The sequence below is a fragment of the Streptomyces rishiriensis genome (assembly GCF_030815485.1).
Lineage (GTDB): Bacteria > Actinomycetota > Actinomycetes > Streptomycetales > Streptomycetaceae > Streptomyces > Streptomyces rishiriensis_A.
In genome coordinates this window covers 1721413-1739450 of sequence record NZ_JAUSWV010000002.1, presented here as the reverse complement: position 1 = coordinate 1739450, position 18038 = coordinate 1721413, and the positions used below count along the sequence as shown (strand labels likewise).

Sequence of the window (18038 nt, the reverse complement as noted above, 5' to 3'; positions counted from 1 at the left end):
GCCGGCCTACAGGAAGGTCCGCCCCTCACCCCGGTAGGTCGGCACGGTCGCCGTCACCGTGTCCCCCTCGACGAGGTGCAGCACGTCGAACCGCTCGCACAGCTCACCGGCCTTCGCGTGCCGGAACCACACCTTGTCGCCGATCAGGAGATCGTCGGCGGGGGAGCCGAGCAGCGGCGTCTGCACCTCGCCCGGCCCCTCCTGGGGATCGTAACGCAGCCCTTCCGGCAGGTACGGCACAGGCAGCCGGTCGGGCCCGGGGGCGCCGGACGCGGGATACCCGCCGCCGAGGACGGTCACGATCCCCACCCCCGGCCGCCGGACGACGGGCTGGGCGAACAGGGCCGCCGGACGTCCGCTGAAGGACGTGTAGTTGTCGAACAGCCGCGGCACGTACAGCCCCGATCCGGCCGCGATCTCGGTGACCGCGTCCTCGGCGGCGGTGTGCTGCACACTGCCGGTGCCGCCGCCGTTGACGTACTCCAGGTCCGGCACGACGGCCCGCACCGCGCGCACGACCGCGGCGCGGCGCTCGGCGAGCTCGCGCCGGGCGGTGGCCTGCATCAGCCGGATGGCACGGGACCGGAAGGGCCGCCCGGCGACGGCGTCGCCCACCCCGGCGATGTGCCCCTCGTAGGCCATGATCCCCACCAGCCTGAAACCGGGCCGCCGGGCGATCGCCCTCGCCACGTCGGCGACCTGGGCGGGGGAGTGCAGCGGCGAGCGCAGGGCGCCGACCCGGACCCGGCCGCCGAACAGCTTCAGCGCGGTGTCCAACTCCAGGCAGACCCGCACGACTTCGCGCCCCTCGCCGCGCGCCCCGTCGATGAGGTCGAGCTGGGAGACGTCGTCGACCATGACCGTGACGGCCGCGGCCAGTTTGGGATCGGCGGCCAGCTCGGCGAAGGCGGTGCGGTCCGCCGACGGGTAGGCGAGGAGGATGTCCTCGAACCCGGACCGGGCCAGCCACAGGGACTCGGCGAGGGTGAACGACATGATGCCGGCGAAGCCGTCCTTCGCCAGGACGCGCTCCAGGAGCGTCCGGCAGCGGACGGACTTGCTGGCGACACGGATCGGTTTGCCGTCGGCCCGGCGGACCAGGTCGTCGGCGTTGGCGTCGAAGGCGTCCAGGTCCACGAGGGCGAGAGGGGCGTCGAGATGGGCGGTGGCCCGGTCGTAACGGGCCCGGTCGGCGGCGCGCGCAGTCATGAACGCAGCCTGCCAGACAGGATTACCGCAGGGTAGGGGGACGTTCCGGGCAGAAGCCCCGGGCGTCGCGGACCGGTTCCCGTTCGCCCGGCGACAAGCCGTAGAGTGACGCGCACGCACGGAGGACGGCTCCGGCCGGCCAGCCGTGCCGGGATGCCGGTCCGCCCGTGCGGGTATGTGTGCCCGGAGCGGACCGCAGCGTCCGCACGGGGCCGCCCGGGCACGAGATTCGTCCGCCCGCGTACCAGAACGACGGCCCGGGGACGAGGAAACGGGGGGTGCATGAGCACCGAAGCACGCCGCGCCTCGGTCCCCCCGCGCCCGGACGTGCCGCCCCAGCCCGGAGTCCCGCCCCGCCCGGCCACCCCGCCCCGCCCGTCGGGACCCCCGGCGGCCCCGACGGACCGTGAGAGCACCGGCCGGGCGCCCGCCGAGCCGCCGAAGCGCGACCCCGCGCACCGGGTGATCCCCGACGGGGAGCAGCAGGATTCCGCCGCGCCGCCCCGGACGCCGACCGACCCACCGCGGCAGCGAGCCGTGCGGAAGGACGCGCGCGAGGAGGCTTCCGGCACGCCCGGGCCGCAGCAGCAGGGCGCGCGCCGGACGCCGGCCGGCCCGGCCGGAGCCGCCTCCCGGGGCGAGGCCACAGCCGCGGACGGCTTCCTCTCCCCGGACCCGGACGCCCCCCTGTCCCGTACCGCCCCCCGCTCCACCGACCCGCGGCCCCGGCACCCGGACGCCCTGACCCCGCCTCCGCCGCCCGCGTCGGCCCGTTTCCCGGACACCCCGCCGCAGCCGTCCCGCCCCGGCCCGGCGGTCCCACGACGCGACGACACCGGGACGCCCTCGGGAGCCGAGGAGCGTCCGGCCGCCTCCCGCCCCGCCCCGCCCCACGACTTCCGCCGCGCCCCACGGCCCACCAGGCCGGCCCCCCGCACGGGCGACGCCGCCCCGCGCCCCGGCACGCCTTCGCCGCGCCCCACCGACGGGACGCCCACCCGCCCGGTCGGCCCCGACGGCTCCCCCTCCACGGGCGCCTCCGCCGTCCGCCCCGCCGGCGACGGGTCCCCGCTTCCCGCCGCACCCGAGAGCCGCCCTTCCGCGGGCGCCGCCCCTCCCCGTTCCACCGGCCCCGAGGGCGCTCGTGCCGCAGGTCCGGGCGGCTCCCGTCCCACCGACGCCTCCTCGGGCTCGGGCACGTACCCCACCCGCGCGGATGGTTCCCGGCCCGCCGCCGCGGACGGCTTCTTCTCCGCCGGTGCGGGCGCCCGCCCTGTCCCGCCGTCCGCCCGTCCCGTGGTCCCGCCGCCGCCCTCCCGTCCCGCGGGCTCGACGGATGCCCCCGAGGCCTCGCCGGGCGCGCCCGTGTCCGACCGGGCCTGGTCGCCGTTGCCCCGCAGCTGGGTGCCCGCGCCCGGACGGAATCGGCGGGAGGCGGAGGCGTCGGGCGCCCGGGGCGGTCCGCGCGGTGACTCCCGGGCGGCCCCGGCGGTGCCGGACGACGGGCCGGCCTGGAGCCCCGGAGCGGCCGTTCGGCAGCCCGGTTTCGCCGTACCGCCCGCCCCTGCCGGGCCCCCGGCGCCGATGACCCCGCAACGGACCGACGGCGGCGGCTCCGGCGTGCCGAGCGGTCCCGATCCGTCTCTTTCCTGGAGCGCTCCCATGACCCCGGGCGGCGCCCCCGGCGCCACCCGGCCCGTGGTCACGTTCGCGCGCCCCGAGGGGTACGGGGACACGCACCGGACCTTCGGCCGGCGGGGACGCGTCGCCGCGGCCGCCGCCTGTGTCGTCCTCGGGCTGGGGCTCATCGGCGGTGCCGTCACCGGCAGTTGGCTGATCGGGGACTCGGCGGACGCCGCCGAGCGCAGCACGTACACCACCGCCGGGGGCCTGTGGCACAACGTGCCGGTCGACCAGCTGTTCCCGCCCACGGTCGACGGTCAGGGCGCCGGTCCCGGCGGCGCCGACCGCACCTGGACCCGGATCGCCGTCGCCCCGGACGGCGACTGCGCCGACGCCCTCGACCCGCTGCTGCTCAAGGTTCTCGCGCCGGTCGGCTGCCGGCGGCTCCTGCGGGCCACCTACACCGACGCCACCGAGAGCTATGTGACCACCGTCGGTCTGCTGTTCACCACGGCCGACGCGGCCGCCATGCGTTCGCTCGACACCCGCTTCACCAAGGAGAAGCTGGCGGAGCGGACCGATCTGATGCCCCGGCCGTACGCCGCGAAGGACACCGTCGCCGCCGCCTTCGGCGACAAGCAGCGTGCCGCGTGGACGGTCTCCGTCCTCACCGACGCGCCCGTCGTCGTCTACTCCGTCTCCGGCTGGGCCGACGGCCGCGTGGTCGACACCCCGCAGCCGGCCCCGGCGGCCACCGCGGCGGGCGCCACCACGGCCCCCGCCCAGGCGGGCCTCGGCAACGAGGCCCAGGGCCTCGCCGACCGCATCGAGCGCGGCCTGCGCAAGACCGCCGTCACGCCCTCGGAGCCGCCCTCATGAGCACCCGCAGGACTCGCACGACCCGCAGGGCAGGGCTCCTGTCCTGCCTCCTGGCCGCCGCCGTCGTCCTCGTGCCGCCCTCCACCGCCTACGCCGACGGCATCCGCGCCAAGCAGTGGGCCCTGGAGGCACTGCACACGCAGGAGGCCTGGCAGACCACCAAGGGCGCCGGCATCACCGTCGCCGTCCTGGACACCGGCGTCGAGGCCGACCACCCCGACCTCACCGGCAACGTGCTCACCGGCAAGGACATGGTCGGCTTCGGAGCCGGACCCGGCGACCGCGCGTGGGCCCGCCACGGCACCGCGATGGCCGGCATCATCGCCGGTCACGGCCACGGCTACGGCAACGGCGACGGGGTGCTCGGGGTCGCCCCCGAGGCGAAGATCCTGCCCGTCCGCGTGATCCTGGAGGACGGCGACCCGCAGCGCACCAAGGCCCGCAACACCCGTGGCAACGCCCTCGCCGAGGGCATCCGCTGGGCCGCCGACCAGGGCGCCGACGTCATCAACCTCTCGCTCGGAGACGACTCGGCCTCCGCGCATCCCGAGCCCGCCGAGGACGAGGCCGTCCAGTACGCGCTGAAGAAGGGCTCGGTCGTCGTCGCCTCGGCCGGCAACGGCGGCGAGAAGGGCGACCACATCTCGTACCCGGCCGCCTACCCGGGCGTCATCGCCGCCGCCGCCGTCGACCGGTACGGCACCCGTGCCTCCTTCTCCACCCGCCGCTGGTACGCCACGGTGAGCGCGCCCGGCGTCGACGTCGTCATCGCCGACCCGGACCACAAGTACTACGAGGGGTGGGGGACCAGCGCCGCTTCCGCCTTCGTCTCGGGGGCCGTGGCGCTCATCAAGGGCGCCCACCCCGGGCTCACCCCGGCCCAGATCAAGAAGCTCCTGGAGGACACCGCCCGCAACGCCCCCACCGGAGGGCGCGACGACTCCCGCGGCTACGGGTTCATCGACCCGGCCGCCGCGATCACGGCTGCCGCCGGACTCGAGCCGGAGGGCCTGCGATCGGCGGCCTACGCGGAGCGGTACTTCGGCTCCGGCCCGGACCGTCCGGAGGCGGACGAGGACACGGCCGGCTGGGCGGGCCTGCTCGCGGGCGGCGCCGGGGGAGTGCTGCTGGTGACGGCGGTGGCCCTGTGGCGCGGCCGCCGCGAGCGCGAACGGCCCGAGACCTACGAGGCGCTCTAGCTATTCGGCGGACGGCGAGGCGGATCCCGACGCGGATCCCGAAGCCGACGCCGCGGCGCCGCCGTCACGCAACGCCGACACCGCCGTCCGCGCCACCTGCTCGACCAGCGAGATCCCGGCCGCCTGCGTCGTGTTGCCGTTCGACAGCACGGCCACGAGGCAGTCGTGGCCGTCGACGGTCACCCGGCCGATGCTGTTGACGTCCCACAGCCCGGTCGTGCTCCGCGCCAGCCAGCCGTTCTTCAGCGCCCACGAGGACCCGTCCGCCGCTGCCGAGACACCCCAGCGCTGATCGACGGCTATCCGCCCCATCAGGCCCCGGAGATACGTCCGTGACGCCTCGCTCAGCTCCGAGTCGTCCCCGAAGACCTGCCGGAGCAGGATGAGCTGATCGCCGGCCGTGGTCTGCGTCAGGCCCCACAGCATGTCGGCGCCGCCCGCGGTGTCCGTCAGCCCGAACCGCTCGTTCGCGGCGTCGAGCCCCGGCGCCTTCCCGATGATCCGCCACAGCGCCGACGCCGAGTCGTTGTCACTGTTCTCGATCATCGCGGTGGCGTACGTCTTCTCGGCCGCCGTGAGGTGCCGGTCCGCGTCCTGCGCCTGCAGCAGCAGCGTCGCCAGGATGTCCACCTTGACGATGCTCGCCGTGTCGAAGGCGTTCTCGCCGTACGTGGCGTCGTCACCGGAGTCCAGGTCGAGCACGGCCGCGGACACGGCCGCGTCGCCCGGCACGGTCACCGACCTCATCGCGGACGCGAGCAGTGCGTCGTGGTCCACCTCGGGCGCCGCCACCGTCTCCACCGACACCTTTCCGCTGTCCGACCCGGACGCCGACGGCGTCACGGAGGACGACGATACGGCTCCCGTCCCCGGGTGCCCCTGCGCCTTCACATAGACGGTCCCGCCCGCCGTCGCGCCGAGGACGGCGACCGTGGCGAGCGCGGTGTACAGGAGCGGCCGGCGCCGGGCGGGCTGAGCGCGGCGGCTGCGACGTGCTCTGGAGGACTCCATGACCGTCGATGCTCGGGGCGCTGACTGTGCGCGCCGTTAGACGGAGGTTAGAGGCACGTCAGGGATGTATGAGAATCCGGTGAAAGACGTCACCGCCGTGTTTCGGGCCCCGCACGAGTCCCGTGCCGTCCCCCCGATAGGGTCGACGACCGTGGCGAACAAGAACATTCCCGACCCCGGCTTCTCCGACGACGACGGCTCGGCCGACCCCCGGCTGACCGCGGCGCTCGCCGCCTGGGCCGAGGACCGCACCGCCGTCGGCCCGGTCCTGGCGGCCCTCAAGGGCGCCCGGCTCCTCGTGCCCGTGGTGGCCGTGCTCGGCGAGGTGGAGGAGGACGAGAACGGGCTGCGCCGCGAGAAGACCAGCGACATGGCCGTGCCCACGCTGAAGGCCGGCGCCCGGACCGCGCTGCCCGCCTTCACGTCCACGGAATCCCTCGCCCGCTGGGACCCCGAGGCCCGCCCGGTCGCCGTACCCCTGCACCAGGCGCTCCAGGCCGCCGCCCACGAGAAGGCGGACACGGTCGTCCTCGACCTGGCCGGGCCGGTGGTGTTCGAACTGACCGGACCGGCGCTGCTGGCGCTCGCCGAGGGCCGTACGTCGGCCGACCCGCTCGCCGACCCGGCGGTGCGGGCGGCGGTACGGGACGCCGTGGCCGCCGAACCGGCGGTCCTCAGCGCCCACCTCGGGCCCGGACAGGCGGACGGCACCCTCGCCCTCGTCCTCGGCACGGACGCCGTCCCCGCCGAGACCGCCCGCGCGGTGGCAGCCCGGCTCGCCGCCGACGAGACACTGAGGGCCCGCCTGGTGCGCGGCCTCGACCTGGCACTGCTGCCGGCCGGGACGACGCCTCCTGGCGAGCCCCTGTACGTGAAGAGCTGAACCGGCGGCTGGGCCGGTCCGGTGGAGGTACCGGCTCAGCCGTAGAGCGGACCCGTGTACTTCTCGCCCGGGCCGTGACCCGGCTCGTCCGGGACGAGGGACGCCTCGCGGAACGCCAGCTGGAGCGACTTCAGACCGTCGCGCAGCGGCGCCGCGTGGAAGGAGCTGATCTCGGTCGCGCTTCCGTCCAGCAGGCCGGCGAGGGCGTGGATCAGCTTGCGGGCCTCGTCGAGGTCCTTGTACTTGTCGCCCTCCTCGGTGAGCCCCAGCTTCACGGCGGCGGCGCTCATCAGGTTGACGGCGACCGTCACGATCACCTCGACGGCGGGGACCTCGGCGATGTCGCGGGTCATGGCGTCGAAGTCGGGGGTGCCGGGGGTCTCGGCGGGGCCGGCGGGGGAGGAGTCACTCATGCCCCACACGATAGGCGCAGGCCGGCCCGGTCCCCGTACCGAGGCTCGATTGGCCGTTCCTGGCGCAGGCTGCTAATCTCGTGTAACGACCGGTCGGACACGCGTGCCCCTCAGCAGGCGGATCCGGCCCACAAGTGGAGGCTCCGAACTCCCACCCGACCGTCCTCGCGGACGGCGGGTCACCCCGGTCAGGCGGCCACCATCGTTCCGTACGGACGATGGAGTCGCCCGGTAGTGCGCCCCGCGTTCACGCGGCGGTGCTCCGGTAGTGCTTGGAGCCCCGCATGTGATCGTTCGGGGCATTTTTTGTGCTTCGGCGTGGTTACTGGTCTGACAACCAAGACGTTACGCGGCCGTTCGCCAGACCGCCGCGTGGTGCTATCTAGGAGGATCCATCAGCGCCGAGCCCCGCATCAACGACCGGATTCGCGTTCCAGAGGTGCGACTTGTCGGTCCCAGTGGCGAGCAGGTGGGCATCGTCCCCCTGGCCAAGGCACTGGAGCTTGCCCAGGAGTACGACCTGGACCTGGTCGAGGTCGCGGCGACAGCCCGCCCCCCGGTCTGCAAGCTCATGGACTACGGGAAGTTCAAGTACGAGTCGGCCATGAAGGCCCGTGAGGCGCGCAAGAACCAGGCGCACACGGTCATCAAGGAGATGAAGCTCCGGCCGAAGATCGACCCGCACGACTATGACACCAAGAAGGGTCACGTCGTTCGGTTCCTCAAGCAGGGCGACAAGGTCAAGATCACGATCATGTTCCGCGGTCGTGAGCAGTCCCGGCCCGAGCTGGGCTACCGACTGCTGCAGCGTCTCGCGGAGGATGTCGCGGACCTCGGGTTCATCGAGTCGAACCCGAAGCAGGACGGCCGAAACATGATCATGGTTCTCGGTCCGCACAAGAAGAAGACCGAGGCGATGGCCGAGGCCCGTCAGGCGCAGGAAGCCCGCAAGGCCGAGGCGAAGGCCAACCCGGGCCGCTCGCAGAACGCCGCGGACGCCGACGCCGTCAACGCCGATGGTGACGCCGATGTCGTCGCCGCCGAGGATGACGTCGAGGCCCCTGCCGAGGCTTCCGCCGAGGCGTGATCCGCGGGACGCGAGTCCCGAGGACATAACCGATACCAGCGACGTTCCACCGTGCCCGGTTTCACGACCGGGCACCGGAACGCCACCGACGAGGAGAGAACGGCGCTATGCCGAAGAACAAGTCGCACAGCGGTGCCAGCAAGCGCTTCAAGATCACCGGCTCCGGCAAGGTGCTCCGTGAGCGTGCCGGCAAGCGCCACCTGCTCGAGCACAAGTCGTCCCGCGTGACGCGTCGCCTCACCGGCAACGCCGAGATGGCCCCGGGCGACGCCGCGAAGATCAAGAAGCTTCTCGGCAAGTGACGTCGGGCGCGTGACGCGCGCCTGACCTCAGACCGGGACCCAATCGATTCCGGGTCGTGTGAGTCCCACCACGGCCCCGCTACAAGGAGTTAAACAAGTGGCACGCGTCAAGCGGGCAGTCAACGCCCACAAGAAGCGCCGGGCGATCCTCGAGGCGGCCTCCGGCTACCGCGGTCAGCGTTCGCGCCTGTACCGCAAGGCCAAGGAGCAGGTCACCCACTCGCTGGTCTACAACTACAACGACCGCAAGAAGCGCAAGGGCGACTTCCGTCGGCTGTGGATCCAGCGCATCAACGCGGCTGCCCGCGCCAACGGCATCACGTACAACCGCTTCATCCAGGGTCTGAACGCCGCGAACATCGAGGTGGACCGCAAGATCCTGGCCGAGCTGGCCGTGAACGACGCCACCGCGTTCGCCGCGCTGGTCGAGGTCGCGCAGAAGGCCCTCCCGGCGGACGTGAACGCGCCCAAGGCCGCGTGACGCCGCGCCGGCTCCGGCCGACGTGACTGAAGGACCCGCAGGTTTCGGCCTGCGGGTCCTTTTGCTGCCGACGCCCGTCGGGTCCGTCGTTCGGGTGGCCGGCCGTACGCGGCCGGTCGCGCAGTTCCCCGCGCCCCCTGGGGGGTTGCAGTCGCCCTCGCTGCCAAGTCGGCCGCACTGATACCGAAGGTGAACCACATGTCCTCCGCCAGCCCCGAGCCGATCTCCCCCCGTTCCCCCCGCGTCTCCGCCGCCCGGCGGCTCGCCCGGCGGAACTTCCGGGGCAAGGAGCGGCTGTTCCTCGCGGAGGGACCGCAGGCCGTGCGGGAGGCGGCCGCGCACCGGGCCGGCGACGACGCGACCCTGGTGGAGCTGTTCGCCACCGTCGAGGCCGCGGAGCGCTACGCCGACATCATCGGCGAGGCCCGCGCCGTCGGCGCCCGCGTGCACCTCGCCGACGAGCAGGTCATCGAGGACATCTCCACCACCGTCACCCCGCAGGGGCTCGTCGGGATCTGCCGGTTCCTGGACACGCCCTTCGAGGAGATCCTCGCGGCCCGGCCGAAGCTGGTCGCCGTACTGGCCCATGTGCGCGACCCGGGCAACGCGGGCACCGTCCTGCGCTGCGCCGACGCCGCGGGCGCCGACGCCGTCGTCCTGACCGACGCCTCCGTCGACCTCTACAACCCCAAGGCCGTCCGCGCCTCCGTGGGCTCCCTCTTCCACCTCCCCGTGGCGGTCGGGGTCCCCGTCGAGCGGGCCGTGGCCGGGCTGAAGGACGCCGGGGTACGCATCCTCGCCGCCGACGGCGCGGGGGACGACGACCTCGACGACGAGCTGGACCGGCGGACGATGGGCGGGCCCACGGCGTGGGTGTTCGGGAACGAGGCCTGGGGACTCCCGGAGGAGACCCGGGGGCTCGCGGACGCCGTCGTGCGGGTTCCCCTCCACGGGAAGGCCGAGAGCCTGAACCTCGCGACCGCCGCCGCCGTATGTCTCTACGCATCGGCCCGTGCACAGCGCGCCTCCGGAGGGTGCCGCTCCGTCACCGAGAGCTAGTAGGGTGACCAGCTCGGGGGCCCCTCAGTCGTCTGAGAGGTGGGGTACGGGGAATGAGCGTCGGCATGAGCAGTACACGGGATGCGCAGCCCGCGCCCGACGCCGCCGCGCCCCGGCCGGCCGCTGACCCCGCCGGTCTCGGCATCGACCCCGACGACCTGCCCGACGGGCTCGTGGTCGCCGACGAACACGGGCACGTCGTCTGCTTCAACGCCGCCGCCCAGCGCATCACCGCCGTCCCGGCCGCGGACGCCCTCGGGCAGCGGCTCGAGAAGGCCCTGCCGCTGGAGGACCTCGAAGGCCGCCGCTGGTGGCAGCTGACCGACCCCTACGGCGGCCTCGCCATCCGGGTGGGACAGCCCGAGCGCAACCTCCTGCTGCCGGGCGGACGCGAGGTGCTCGTCACGGTGCGGTACGTCCGCGGCGAACCCACCGGACCGGTCCGCCGGGTCGTCGTCTCGATCCGCGACACCGAGGCCCGCCGCCGTACCGAACGCAGCCACGCCGAGCTGATCGCCACCGTGGCCCACGAGCTGCGCTCGCCGCTGACCTCGGTCAAGGGCTTCACCGCCACCCTGCTCGCCAAGTGGTCGAGGTTCACCGACGACCAGAAGCGGCTGATGCTGGAGACCGTCGACGCCGACGCGGACCGGGTCACCCGCCTCATCGCCGAGCTGCTCGACATCTCGCGCATCGACTCGGGCCGGCTGGAGCTGCGCCGCCAGCCCGTCGACATCGGCGCGGCGGTGGGACGGCACATCCAGGCCTACGTCGCCGCGGGACAGCCCGCCGACCGGTTCCTGCTGCGTCTGGAGCAGCCGCTGCCCGCTCTGTGGGCCGACCCCGACAAGGTCGACCAGGTCCTCAGCAACCTCCTCGAAAATGCGGTGCGCCATGGCGAGGGAACCGTCACGATCGACGTCACGCCCTCGGCGTCCCCCCGCGAAGGGGAGGACACCGGTACGTCGGTCACGGTGAGCGACGAGGGGGCAGGCATCCCGGAGGAGTCCATGAACCGCGTCTTCACCCGCTTCTGGCGGGGCAGCAAGCGCGGTGGCACGGGCCTCGGGCTGTACATCGTCAAGGGCATCGTCGAAGCCCACGGCGGCGTCATCACGGTCGGCCGCGCCCCCGGCGGCGGCGCCGAGTTCCGATTTACCCTGCCCGTGAGCGCCCCGGCGTATCTCACCTGAGAACCGGCCGGGCGGCCCGCGGGCGCATGCGTATACCTCCACCCCGTTAGACTCGGCCTTTGGCACCTTTGTGTCCCATGGACGGCCCTCTGACCTCAGCGTGAGTCGGTGACGGGGACCTTCAGCCAGCCAATCGGAAGCACGGGAAGAGATGTCGGCACCGAATAAGTCGTACGACCCGGTAGAGGTCGAGGCCTTGAAACCGGAAGAGATCGAGCGCATGCGGGACGGGGCGCTCGCCGCCTTCGCCGCCGCGGACTCCCTCGACGCGCTCCAGGAGGCCAAGGTCGCGCACACCGGCGGCGCCTCCCCGCTGGCCCTGGCCAACCGCGAGATCGGCGCCCTGCCGCCGCACGCCAAGGCGGCCGCCGGCAAGCTGGTCGGCCAGGCCCGGGGCGCCGTGAACAAGGCCCTCGCCGCCCGCCAGGAGGAGCTCGAGGCCGAGCGCGACCAGCGCGTGCTGGTCGAGGAGGCGGTGGACGTCACACTGCCGTACGACCGCGAGCCGGCCGGCGCCCGCCACCCGCTCACGACGCTGTCGGAGCGCATCGAGGACGTCTTCGTGGCCATGGGCTACGAGGTCGCCGAGGGCCCGCAGGTCGAGGCCGAGTGGTTCAACTTCGACGCGCTCAACATCGGTCCGGACCACCCGGCCCGCGGCGAGGCCGACACGTTCTTCGTGCAGGGCCCGCAGGGCGGCACCGAGTCCGGTGTCGTGCTGCGCACCCACACCTCGCCGGTCCAGATCCGCTCCCTGCTCGGCCGTGAACTGCCGGTGTACGTGATCTGCCCCGGCCGCGTGTACCGCACCGACGAGCTGGACGCGACGCACACCCCGGTCTTCCACCAGGTCGAGCTGCTGGCCGTGGACGAGGGCCTGACCATGGCCGACCTCAAGGGCACCCTGGACCACATGGTCCAGTCGCTGTTCGGCGAGGGAATGAAGACCCGGCTGCGGCCGAACTTCTTCCCCTTCACCGAGCCGTCCGCCGAGATGGACATGGTCTGCTACGTCTGCCGCGGCGAGTCCGTCGGCAACCCCGACCGCCCCTGCCGCACCTGCTCCAGCGAGGGCTGGATCGAGCTCGGCGGCTGCGGCATGGTCAACCCCAAGGTGCTGGCCGCCTGCGGCGTCGACCCGGAGAAGTACAGCGGGTTCGCCTTCGGGTTCGGCATCGAGCGGATGCTGATGTTCCGCCACAACGTCGAAGACATGCGAGACATGGTCGAGGGTGACGTCCGGTTCACCCGGCCGTTCGGGATGGAGATCTGATGCGGGTCCCGCTTTCCTGGCTGCGGGAGTACGTCGACCTGCCGGCCACCGAGACCGGCCGTGACGTGCAGGCCAAGCTCGTGTCGGCGGGCCTCGAGGTGGAGACCGTCGAGCCGCTCGGAGCCGACCTGAAGGGCCCCCTCGTGGTGGGCCGGGTGCTCACCATCGAGGAGCTCGAGGGCTTCAAGAAGCCGATCCGCTTCTGCACCGTCGACGTCGGCACCGCCAACGGCACCGGTGAGCCCCAGGAGATCGTCTGCGGCGCCCGCAACTTCGCCGTCGGCGACAAGGTCGTCGTGGTCCTCCCGGGCGCCGTCCTGCCGGGCAACTTCGCCATCGCCGCGCGCAAGACGTACGGCAAGACCTCCCACGGCATGATCTGCTCCGGCGACGAGCTGGGCATGGGCGACGACGGCAGCCACGGCATCATCGTGCTGCCTCCGGAGACCGAGGTCGGCAAGGACGCCATCGAGCTGCTCGAGCTGGTCGACGAGGTCCTGGACATCGCCGTCACCGCCAACCGCGGCGACTGCCTCTCCATCCGGGGTGTCGCCCGTGAGGTCGCCATCGCCTACGGTCTGCCGCTGCGCGACCCGGCGCTGATCGACGTACCGGCGCCGAACGCCTTCGGCTACCCGGTGCGGGTCTCCGAGCCGATGGGCTGCGACCGCTTCACCGCCCGCACCGTCACCGGCCTGAGCCCCGAGGCGCGCTCCCCGATCTGGCTGACGCGCCGGCTTCAGAAGGTCGGCATGCGCCCGATCTCGCTCGCCGTCGACATCACCAACTACGTGATGATGGAGATCGGCCAGCCGCTGCACGCCTACGACCGTTCGCTGGTCCAGGGCGCCATCGGCGTGCGACGGGCCGGGGAGGGCGAGCGGATCGTCACCCTCGACGGGGTGACGCGTGAGCTGCACGCCGAGGACCTGGTGATCACCGACGACCGCGGTCCCATCGGCCTCGCCGGTGTCATGGGCGGCGCCAACACCGAGATCGCCGATCACGAGGCCGCCGAGACCGGCGGCGCCTCGACGACCGACGTGGTCATCGAGGCCGCTCACTTCGACGCGGTGTCGATCGCGCGTACGGCCCGTCGGCACAAGCTGTCCTCCGAGGCGTCCAGGCGCTTCGAGCGCGGTGTGGACCCGCAGGCCGCGGCGGCCGCCGCGCAGCGCACCGTCGACCTGCTGGTCCTGCTCGCGGGCGGCACGGCCGACGCGGGCGTCACGGAGATCATCGCCCCGTCCGCCCCGCACACGATCAGTGTCCCGGCGAACCACCCGGACAAGGTCGCGGGCGTGGAGTACGGCCGGGAGACCGTCGTCCGCCGCCTCCAGGAGATCGGCTGCGACGTGTACGGGCAGGACGAGCTGATCGTCACCGTCCCGTCCTGGCGTCCCGACCTCGCCGAGGTCAACGACCTGGCGGAGGAGGTCATCCGGCTGGAGGGCTACGAGAACCTGCCCTCCACGCTGCCCAAGCCGCCCTCGGGCCGCGGTCTCACCCACCGCCAGCGCCTCCACCGCCGCGTCGGCCGCGCCCTGGCCGGCTCCGGCTATGTCGAGGCGCCGAACTACCCGTTCATCGGCGAGCAGGTCTTCGACCAGCTCGGGCTGGACGCCGACGACCCGGCCCGCCGTGTCGTCCGGCTGACGAACCCGCTCAACGACGAGGAGCCCGTGCTCCGTACGTCGCTGCTGCCGGGCCTCCTGGCCGCCCTGCGCCGCAACGACGGCCGGGGTTCGCACGATCTGGCGCTGTTCGAGACCGGGCTGGTGTTCCTCCCGCAGGAGGAGCAGCGCGTCGCCGGGCACCTGCCCGTCGACCGCCGTCCCACCGACGAGGAGATCGCGTCGCTGGACGCCGTGCTGCCCGCGCAGCCGCGCCATGTCGCCGTCGTCCTCGCGGGCGCCCGCGAGCAGGCCGGCTGGTGGGGCAAGGGCCGTCCGGCGGACTGGGCCGACGCCGTCGAGGCGGCGCGTGCCGTCGCCCGCGAGGCCGGGGCCGAACTGCTCGTGCGCAGCGGGCAGTACGGGCCGTGGCACCCGGGCCGGTGCGCCGAGCTGCGGGTCGTCGTCGACGGCGCCGAGCGCGTCGTGGGCCACGCCGGTGAGCTGCACCCGCGGGTGCTGAAGGCGCTGGGGCTGCCCTCGCGCACCTCCGCGATGGAACTGGACCTGGACGTGCTGGAGCAGGTCGGCGACGACACGCCCCAGGCGCCGAGCATCTCGGTGTTCCCGGTGGCCACGCAGGACGTCGCCCTGGTCGTCGACAGGTTCGTCCCGCACGCCGAGGTCGAGGCCGCGCTGCGCGAAGGCGCCGGCGAACTGCTCGAGGCGATCCGGCTGTTCGACGTGTACGAGAACGCGGAGCAGCTCGGTGAGGGGCGCAAGTCCCTCGCGTACGCGCTGCGTTTCCGGGCGGACGACCGGACGCTGACCGTCGACGAGGCGTCGGCCGCCAGGGATGCGGCGGTTGCCCTGGCGGGCGAGCGGACGGGCGCGGTCCTGCGGGCCTGATGCCGACCCGCCGCCGTGGCGGCCGGTCGCGCACCTGCGTGCCCCCGGGTGCGGGGGTGCGCGACCGCACCCGGGGGGAACCTCACCCGTCGGGATGAGATCTCCCGATGGCCGGTCCTTCCGGGCCATGACCTCGACAGAATCGGACCGGCCTTTCGGGGCCGGTCCGATCTGCGTTGTCGGGGCCTGGACGGGGGACCAGCGACATGTTCGGCATCAGGGCGTTGCGCCGGGCCCTCGCTGGGGCTGCCCACGGCCGGCATGTGCGCGAAGGGGCGCGTGACACCCGCGCCGCCACGGTGACGCGTGACGCAGCAGCGGTGAATCGCCGGGCCGTCGCTTGATGAGGGGGGCGCCGACGGCCCGGCGAACCTCTTGCGAGGCATTCCAGTCAACCGACCGGAAACGCTCCGCGACAGTGCGCGCACCCTGCGAACGCGCGTACTCCGTTCACACCCCGTGTGAGGGCGGACCCACTACTCTGACGGCACCGAGGCACCGGGGGGCACCCATGCAGCCCAACACTCTGCTCGACGCGATCCTGGACGAGGCGGGCGTCTCGCACGCGGGCCTCGCCGCCCATGTGAACCAGGCCGGACGGGCCCGCGGCCTGGCGCTGCGGTACGAGCACACGGCGGTGGCCCGGTGGCTGAAGGGCCAGCGGCCGCGGGGCCAGGTGCCCGACCTCATCTGCGAGGTGCTCGCCGGGCGGCTGCACCGGCCGGTCACCCTCGACGACATCGGCCTGGGCGTGCCGGGCGAACCGGCCGGCCCGCACAGCTCCTCGCTCTCCGGCTTCGTCGAGCGGGCCACCGCCCTGTGGCGCTCCGACGAGCAGCAGCGCCCGCACCTCCTGGGGGCGCCCGCCGTCACCGGCACGCCGGCCGTGATGCCGGTGTGGGAGTGGGAGAACCCGCCGGAGGACGTCGACGTCTCCCGGGGCGGCCGCCATCCGGTCACCTCGGCCGACCTCGAGATGCTGCGGGCCGCCCGAGCCCACTACGAGCAGATGTACCGCAAGGCGGGGGGCATCGCGACGCGCAGCCGCATCGTCGGCTTCCTCAACGCGGAGGCGGCGCCGCTGCTGCGCGGCAGCTACACCGACGAGACGGGCCGTCAACTGCACCGTGCCACCGGCGGGTTGGTGGCCGTCGCCGGGATCTGCGCGTACGACTCGGACGCGCACGGCCTGGCCCAGCGCTACTTCCACCAGGCGCTGCGACTGGCGAAGGCCAGCGGGGACCGGGGGCTCGGGGCGTACGTCATCGCCCTGCTCGTCAACCAGTCGCTGTTCATGCGGGAGTACCGGCAGGCCGTCGCCTTCGCGGAGGCCGCGCTGCGGGCGGCTGGCCGGCACATCACGCCCGCCCTCGCCTCCGACCTGTACGCCATGCAGGCCAAGGCGTACGCCCACCTCGGCGACGGCACGAGCGCCCTGTCCTGCATCCGGCGTGCCGAGACCGCCGCCGATCACATCCGGCGTGGACACGAGCCCGACGAGACCGGCTATGTCCAACCGGGCCTCGTCAACGTCCAGGTGGCGGAGGCGCTGCTCAGTCTCGGCGACCTCGCCGCCGCCGCCGAGCACGCCGCGGCCGCCGTCGGCACCCCGGCGCACGACCGCGGCCGGGTGCACCGGCTCGCCATGCTCAGCACGATCGAACTGCGCCAGGGCAACACCGACAAGGCGGTGGCCACCGCGGTGCAGATGGCCGAACAGGCCCGGGGAATGGAGTCCCGGCGGGTGCGCGACAGACTCCGGGCGGTGCGCGAACATCTGGTGCGCAGCGACTGCGCGGGCACGGCGGAGGCCGCCGAACTCATCGACGGGGCCCTGCGCGTACCGCTCTAGGCGGGACGCAGCGGGGTAAGGGACCACCGACGCCGTAAGCCGACACCCACACCGACACGACATCTCCACAGCCATCCACACCGACGGCTACGCCGACGCTGCACAGTTCCTGCTGCGATATTGCCACTCACTCGACGGAAGGTGGCAGAACCGTGCAGTGGACGAAACAGAACGAACAAACTGTGTATGAAAACCGCTGGTTCAGCGTCAACCTGGCAGATGTGGAGCTGCCTGACGGCCGGCACCTCGAGCACTTCCTCATACGGCTGCGGCCGGTCGCGGTGGCGACGGTCGTGAACCGCGCCAACGAGGTTCTCCTGCTCTGGCGCCACCGCTTCATCACCGACAGCTGGGGATGGGAACTCGCGGCGGGAGTGGTGGAGGACGGCGAGGACATCGCCCGCGCGGCCGCCAGGGAGCTCGAGGAGGAGACCGGCTGGCGGCCGGGGCCGCTGCGCCACCTGATGAGCGTGGAGCCGTCCAACGGGCTCACCGACGCCGTCCACCACATCTACTGGTCGGACCGCGGCGAGTACCTGGGGCACCCGGTGGACGACTTCGAGTCGGACCGCCGGGAATGGGTCCCCCTCAAGGTCGTTCCCGACCTGGTCGCCCGGGGGGAGGTGCCGGCCGCCAACATGGCGGCCGCACTGATGCTGCTACACCACCTCAGGCTCGCCGACGGCTAGTCGCGGGAGGCGGCCGCGGGACCGGCCGTGGCCGGGGTTCAGTGGGCCAGCGCCTGCCAGACCGTCGCGACCAGTGCCCCCAGGGCCGTGAGCGCCGCCAGCGAGGGCAGCGGCCAGCGCGCGTGTTCCAGCGAGATCATGCGGGTGTTCAGCTCGTCCAGTTCCTTGGCGGTCTCCTCCGTGCGGTGGGACAGCAGGGCCAGCCCGCCCTCGACGCGGGCGTAGGCCACATCGAGCCGGCGACGTAACTCTGCGAGTTCTCCATGAACCGCGGGATGCCCGGGGTCGGCGGTCACGTGTCCGCTCCCTTCCGTAGTCGTCTCACATCCCTTGCATGCACATGACGAGTGAACCCGCCTGGTG

16 protein-coding genes are annotated in these 18038 nt (G+C 73.2%); 12 read left to right on the top strand and 4 right to left on the bottom strand.

All coding sequences use genetic code 11. The features are described from left to right. Positions 1–6 precede the first annotated feature (6 nt). A complete protein-coding gene (locus QF030_RS10170; RefSeq protein WP_307162324.1) occupies positions 7–1209 on the bottom strand; it encodes an amino acid deaminase/aldolase in 1203 nt (400 codons plus the stop codon). A gap of 1662 nt (positions 1210–2871) precedes the next feature. Between QF030_RS10170 and QF030_RS10165 the strand changes: the two genes are divergently transcribed. Together QF030_RS10165 and mycP are read left to right on the top strand one after the other, a co-directional pair. Further along, a complete protein-coding gene (locus QF030_RS10165; protein ID WP_307167528.1) occupies positions 2872–3711 on the top strand; it encodes a hypothetical protein in 840 nt (279 codons plus the stop codon). Further along, entirely contained in the window at positions 3708–4910 is a 1203-nt protein-coding gene (mycP, locus tag QF030_RS10160; RefSeq protein ID WP_307162323.1) for a type VII secretion-associated serine protease mycosin, read from the top strand. Before QF030_RS10165 ends, mycP begins: the two co-directional genes overlap by 4 nt. Here the strand turns inward: mycP and QF030_RS10155 are convergent, their stop codons facing one another. Next, positions 4911–5921 carry a serine hydrolase gene (locus QF030_RS10155; protein ID WP_307162322.1) on the bottom strand — a complete coding sequence of 337 codons (1011 nt, stop codon included), beginning with the start codon at positions 5919–5921 and terminating at the stop codon, positions 4911–4913. A 151-nt stretch (positions 5922–6072) separates the two neighbouring features. Here QF030_RS10155 and QF030_RS10150 point away from each other — a divergent pair, with 151 nt between their 5' ends. Beyond that, positions 6073–6804, top strand: a complete 732-nt coding sequence (locus QF030_RS10150; protein WP_307162321.1) for an SseB family protein — start codon at positions 6073–6075, stop codon at positions 6802–6804. A 35-nt stretch (positions 6805–6839) separates the two neighbouring features. Here the strand turns inward: QF030_RS10150 and QF030_RS10145 are convergent, their stop codons facing one another. Then, entirely contained in the window at positions 6840–7217 is a 378-nt protein-coding gene (locus QF030_RS10145; protein WP_307162320.1) for a DUF1844 domain-containing protein, read from the bottom strand. A gap of 394 nt (positions 7218–7611) precedes the next feature. Between QF030_RS10145 and infC the strand changes: the two genes are divergently transcribed. The 9 genes from infC to QF030_RS10100 all read left to right on the top strand — a co-directional run bounded on the left by infC (position 7612) and on the right by QF030_RS10100 (position 17675). After that, positions 7612–8304 (top strand): translation initiation factor IF-3, encoded by a 693-nt coding sequence (infC, locus tag QF030_RS10140; protein ID WP_307167527.1) that lies wholly within the window; start codon positions 7612–7614, stop codon positions 8302–8304. A 107-nt stretch (positions 8305–8411) separates the two neighbouring features. Further along, positions 8412–8606: a 50S ribosomal protein L35 gene (gene rpmI, locus QF030_RS10135; protein WP_003977225.1), complete on the top strand. Its 195-nt coding sequence runs from the start codon at positions 8412–8414 to the stop codon at positions 8604–8606. A gap of 97 nt (positions 8607–8703) precedes the next feature. Further along, on the top strand, positions 8704–9087 hold the full coding sequence (gene rplT / locus QF030_RS10130) for a 50S ribosomal protein L20 (protein WP_020132316.1): 384 nt from the start codon (positions 8704–8706) through the stop codon (positions 9085–9087). A gap of 198 nt (positions 9088–9285) precedes the next feature. Beyond that, positions 9286–10146, top strand: a complete 861-nt coding sequence (locus QF030_RS10125; RefSeq protein WP_307162319.1) for a TrmH family RNA methyltransferase — start codon at positions 9286–9288, stop codon at positions 10144–10146. 53 nt (positions 10147–10199) lie between these two features. Further along, positions 10200–11339, top strand: coding sequence for a sensor histidine kinase (locus QF030_RS10120; protein WP_307162318.1), 1140 nt, complete (start codon positions 10200–10202; stop codon positions 11337–11339). A gap of 151 nt (positions 11340–11490) precedes the next feature. Beyond that, positions 11491–12612 (top strand): phenylalanine--tRNA ligase subunit alpha, encoded by a 1122-nt coding sequence (gene pheS, locus QF030_RS10115; RefSeq protein ID WP_307162317.1) that lies wholly within the window; start codon positions 11491–11493, stop codon positions 12610–12612. Beyond that, positions 12612–15134, top strand: coding sequence for a phenylalanine--tRNA ligase subunit beta (gene pheT, locus QF030_RS10110; protein ID WP_307162316.1), 2523 nt, complete (start codon positions 12612–12614; stop codon positions 15132–15134). Before pheS ends, pheT begins: the two co-directional genes overlap by 1 nt. Positions 15135–15645: 511 nt before the next feature. After that, positions 15646–16986, top strand: coding sequence for a transcriptional regulator (locus QF030_RS10105; protein ID WP_307162315.1), 1341 nt, complete (start codon positions 15646–15648; stop codon positions 16984–16986). 152 nt (positions 16987–17138) lie between these two features. Continuing rightward, entirely contained in the window at positions 17139–17675 is a 537-nt protein-coding gene (locus tag QF030_RS10100) for an NUDIX hydrolase (RefSeq protein ID WP_307162314.1), read from the top strand. Positions 17676–17713: 38 nt separating this feature from the next. On the opposite strand, the gene QF030_RS10095 is transcribed toward QF030_RS10100, so the two are convergent. Beyond that, complete coding sequence (locus QF030_RS10095) at positions 17714–17971, bottom strand: hypothetical protein (RefSeq protein WP_307162313.1); 258 nt, start codon at positions 17969–17971, stop codon at positions 17714–17716. Between the last annotated feature and the right edge of the window lie 67 nt (positions 17972–18038).

Coding starts and splice junctions, on each gene's coding strand:
- QF030_RS10170 (WP_307162324.1), bottom strand. CDS start 1,209: ATGACTGCGCGCGCCGCCGACCGGGCCCGTTACGACCGGGCCACCGCC.
- QF030_RS10165 (WP_307167528.1), top strand. CDS start 2,872: ATGACCCCGGGCGGCGCCCCCGGCGCCACCCGGCCCGTGGTCACGTTC.
- mycP (WP_307162323.1), top strand. CDS start 3,708: ATGAGCACCCGCAGGACTCGCACGACCCGCAGGGCAGGGCTCCTGTCC.
- QF030_RS10155 (WP_307162322.1), bottom strand. CDS start 5,921: ATGGAGTCCTCCAGAGCACGTCGCAGCCGCCGCGCTCAGCCCGCCCGG.
- QF030_RS10145 (WP_307162320.1), bottom strand. CDS start 7,217: ATGAGTGACTCCTCCCCCGCCGGCCCCGCCGAGACCCCCGGCACCCCC.
- rpmI (WP_003977225.1), top strand. CDS start 8,412: ATGCCGAAGAACAAGTCGCACAGCGGTGCCAGCAAGCGCTTCAAGATC.
- QF030_RS10125 (WP_307162319.1), top strand. CDS start 9,286: ATGTCCTCCGCCAGCCCCGAGCCGATCTCCCCCCGTTCCCCCCGCGTC.
- QF030_RS10120 (WP_307162318.1), top strand. CDS start 10,200: ATGAGCGTCGGCATGAGCAGTACACGGGATGCGCAGCCCGCGCCCGAC.
- pheS (WP_307162317.1), top strand. CDS start 11,491: ATGTCGGCACCGAATAAGTCGTACGACCCGGTAGAGGTCGAGGCCTTG.
- pheT (WP_307162316.1), top strand. CDS start 12,612: ATGCGGGTCCCGCTTTCCTGGCTGCGGGAGTACGTCGACCTGCCGGCC.
- QF030_RS10105 (WP_307162315.1), top strand. CDS start 15,646: ATGCAGCCCAACACTCTGCTCGACGCGATCCTGGACGAGGCGGGCGTC.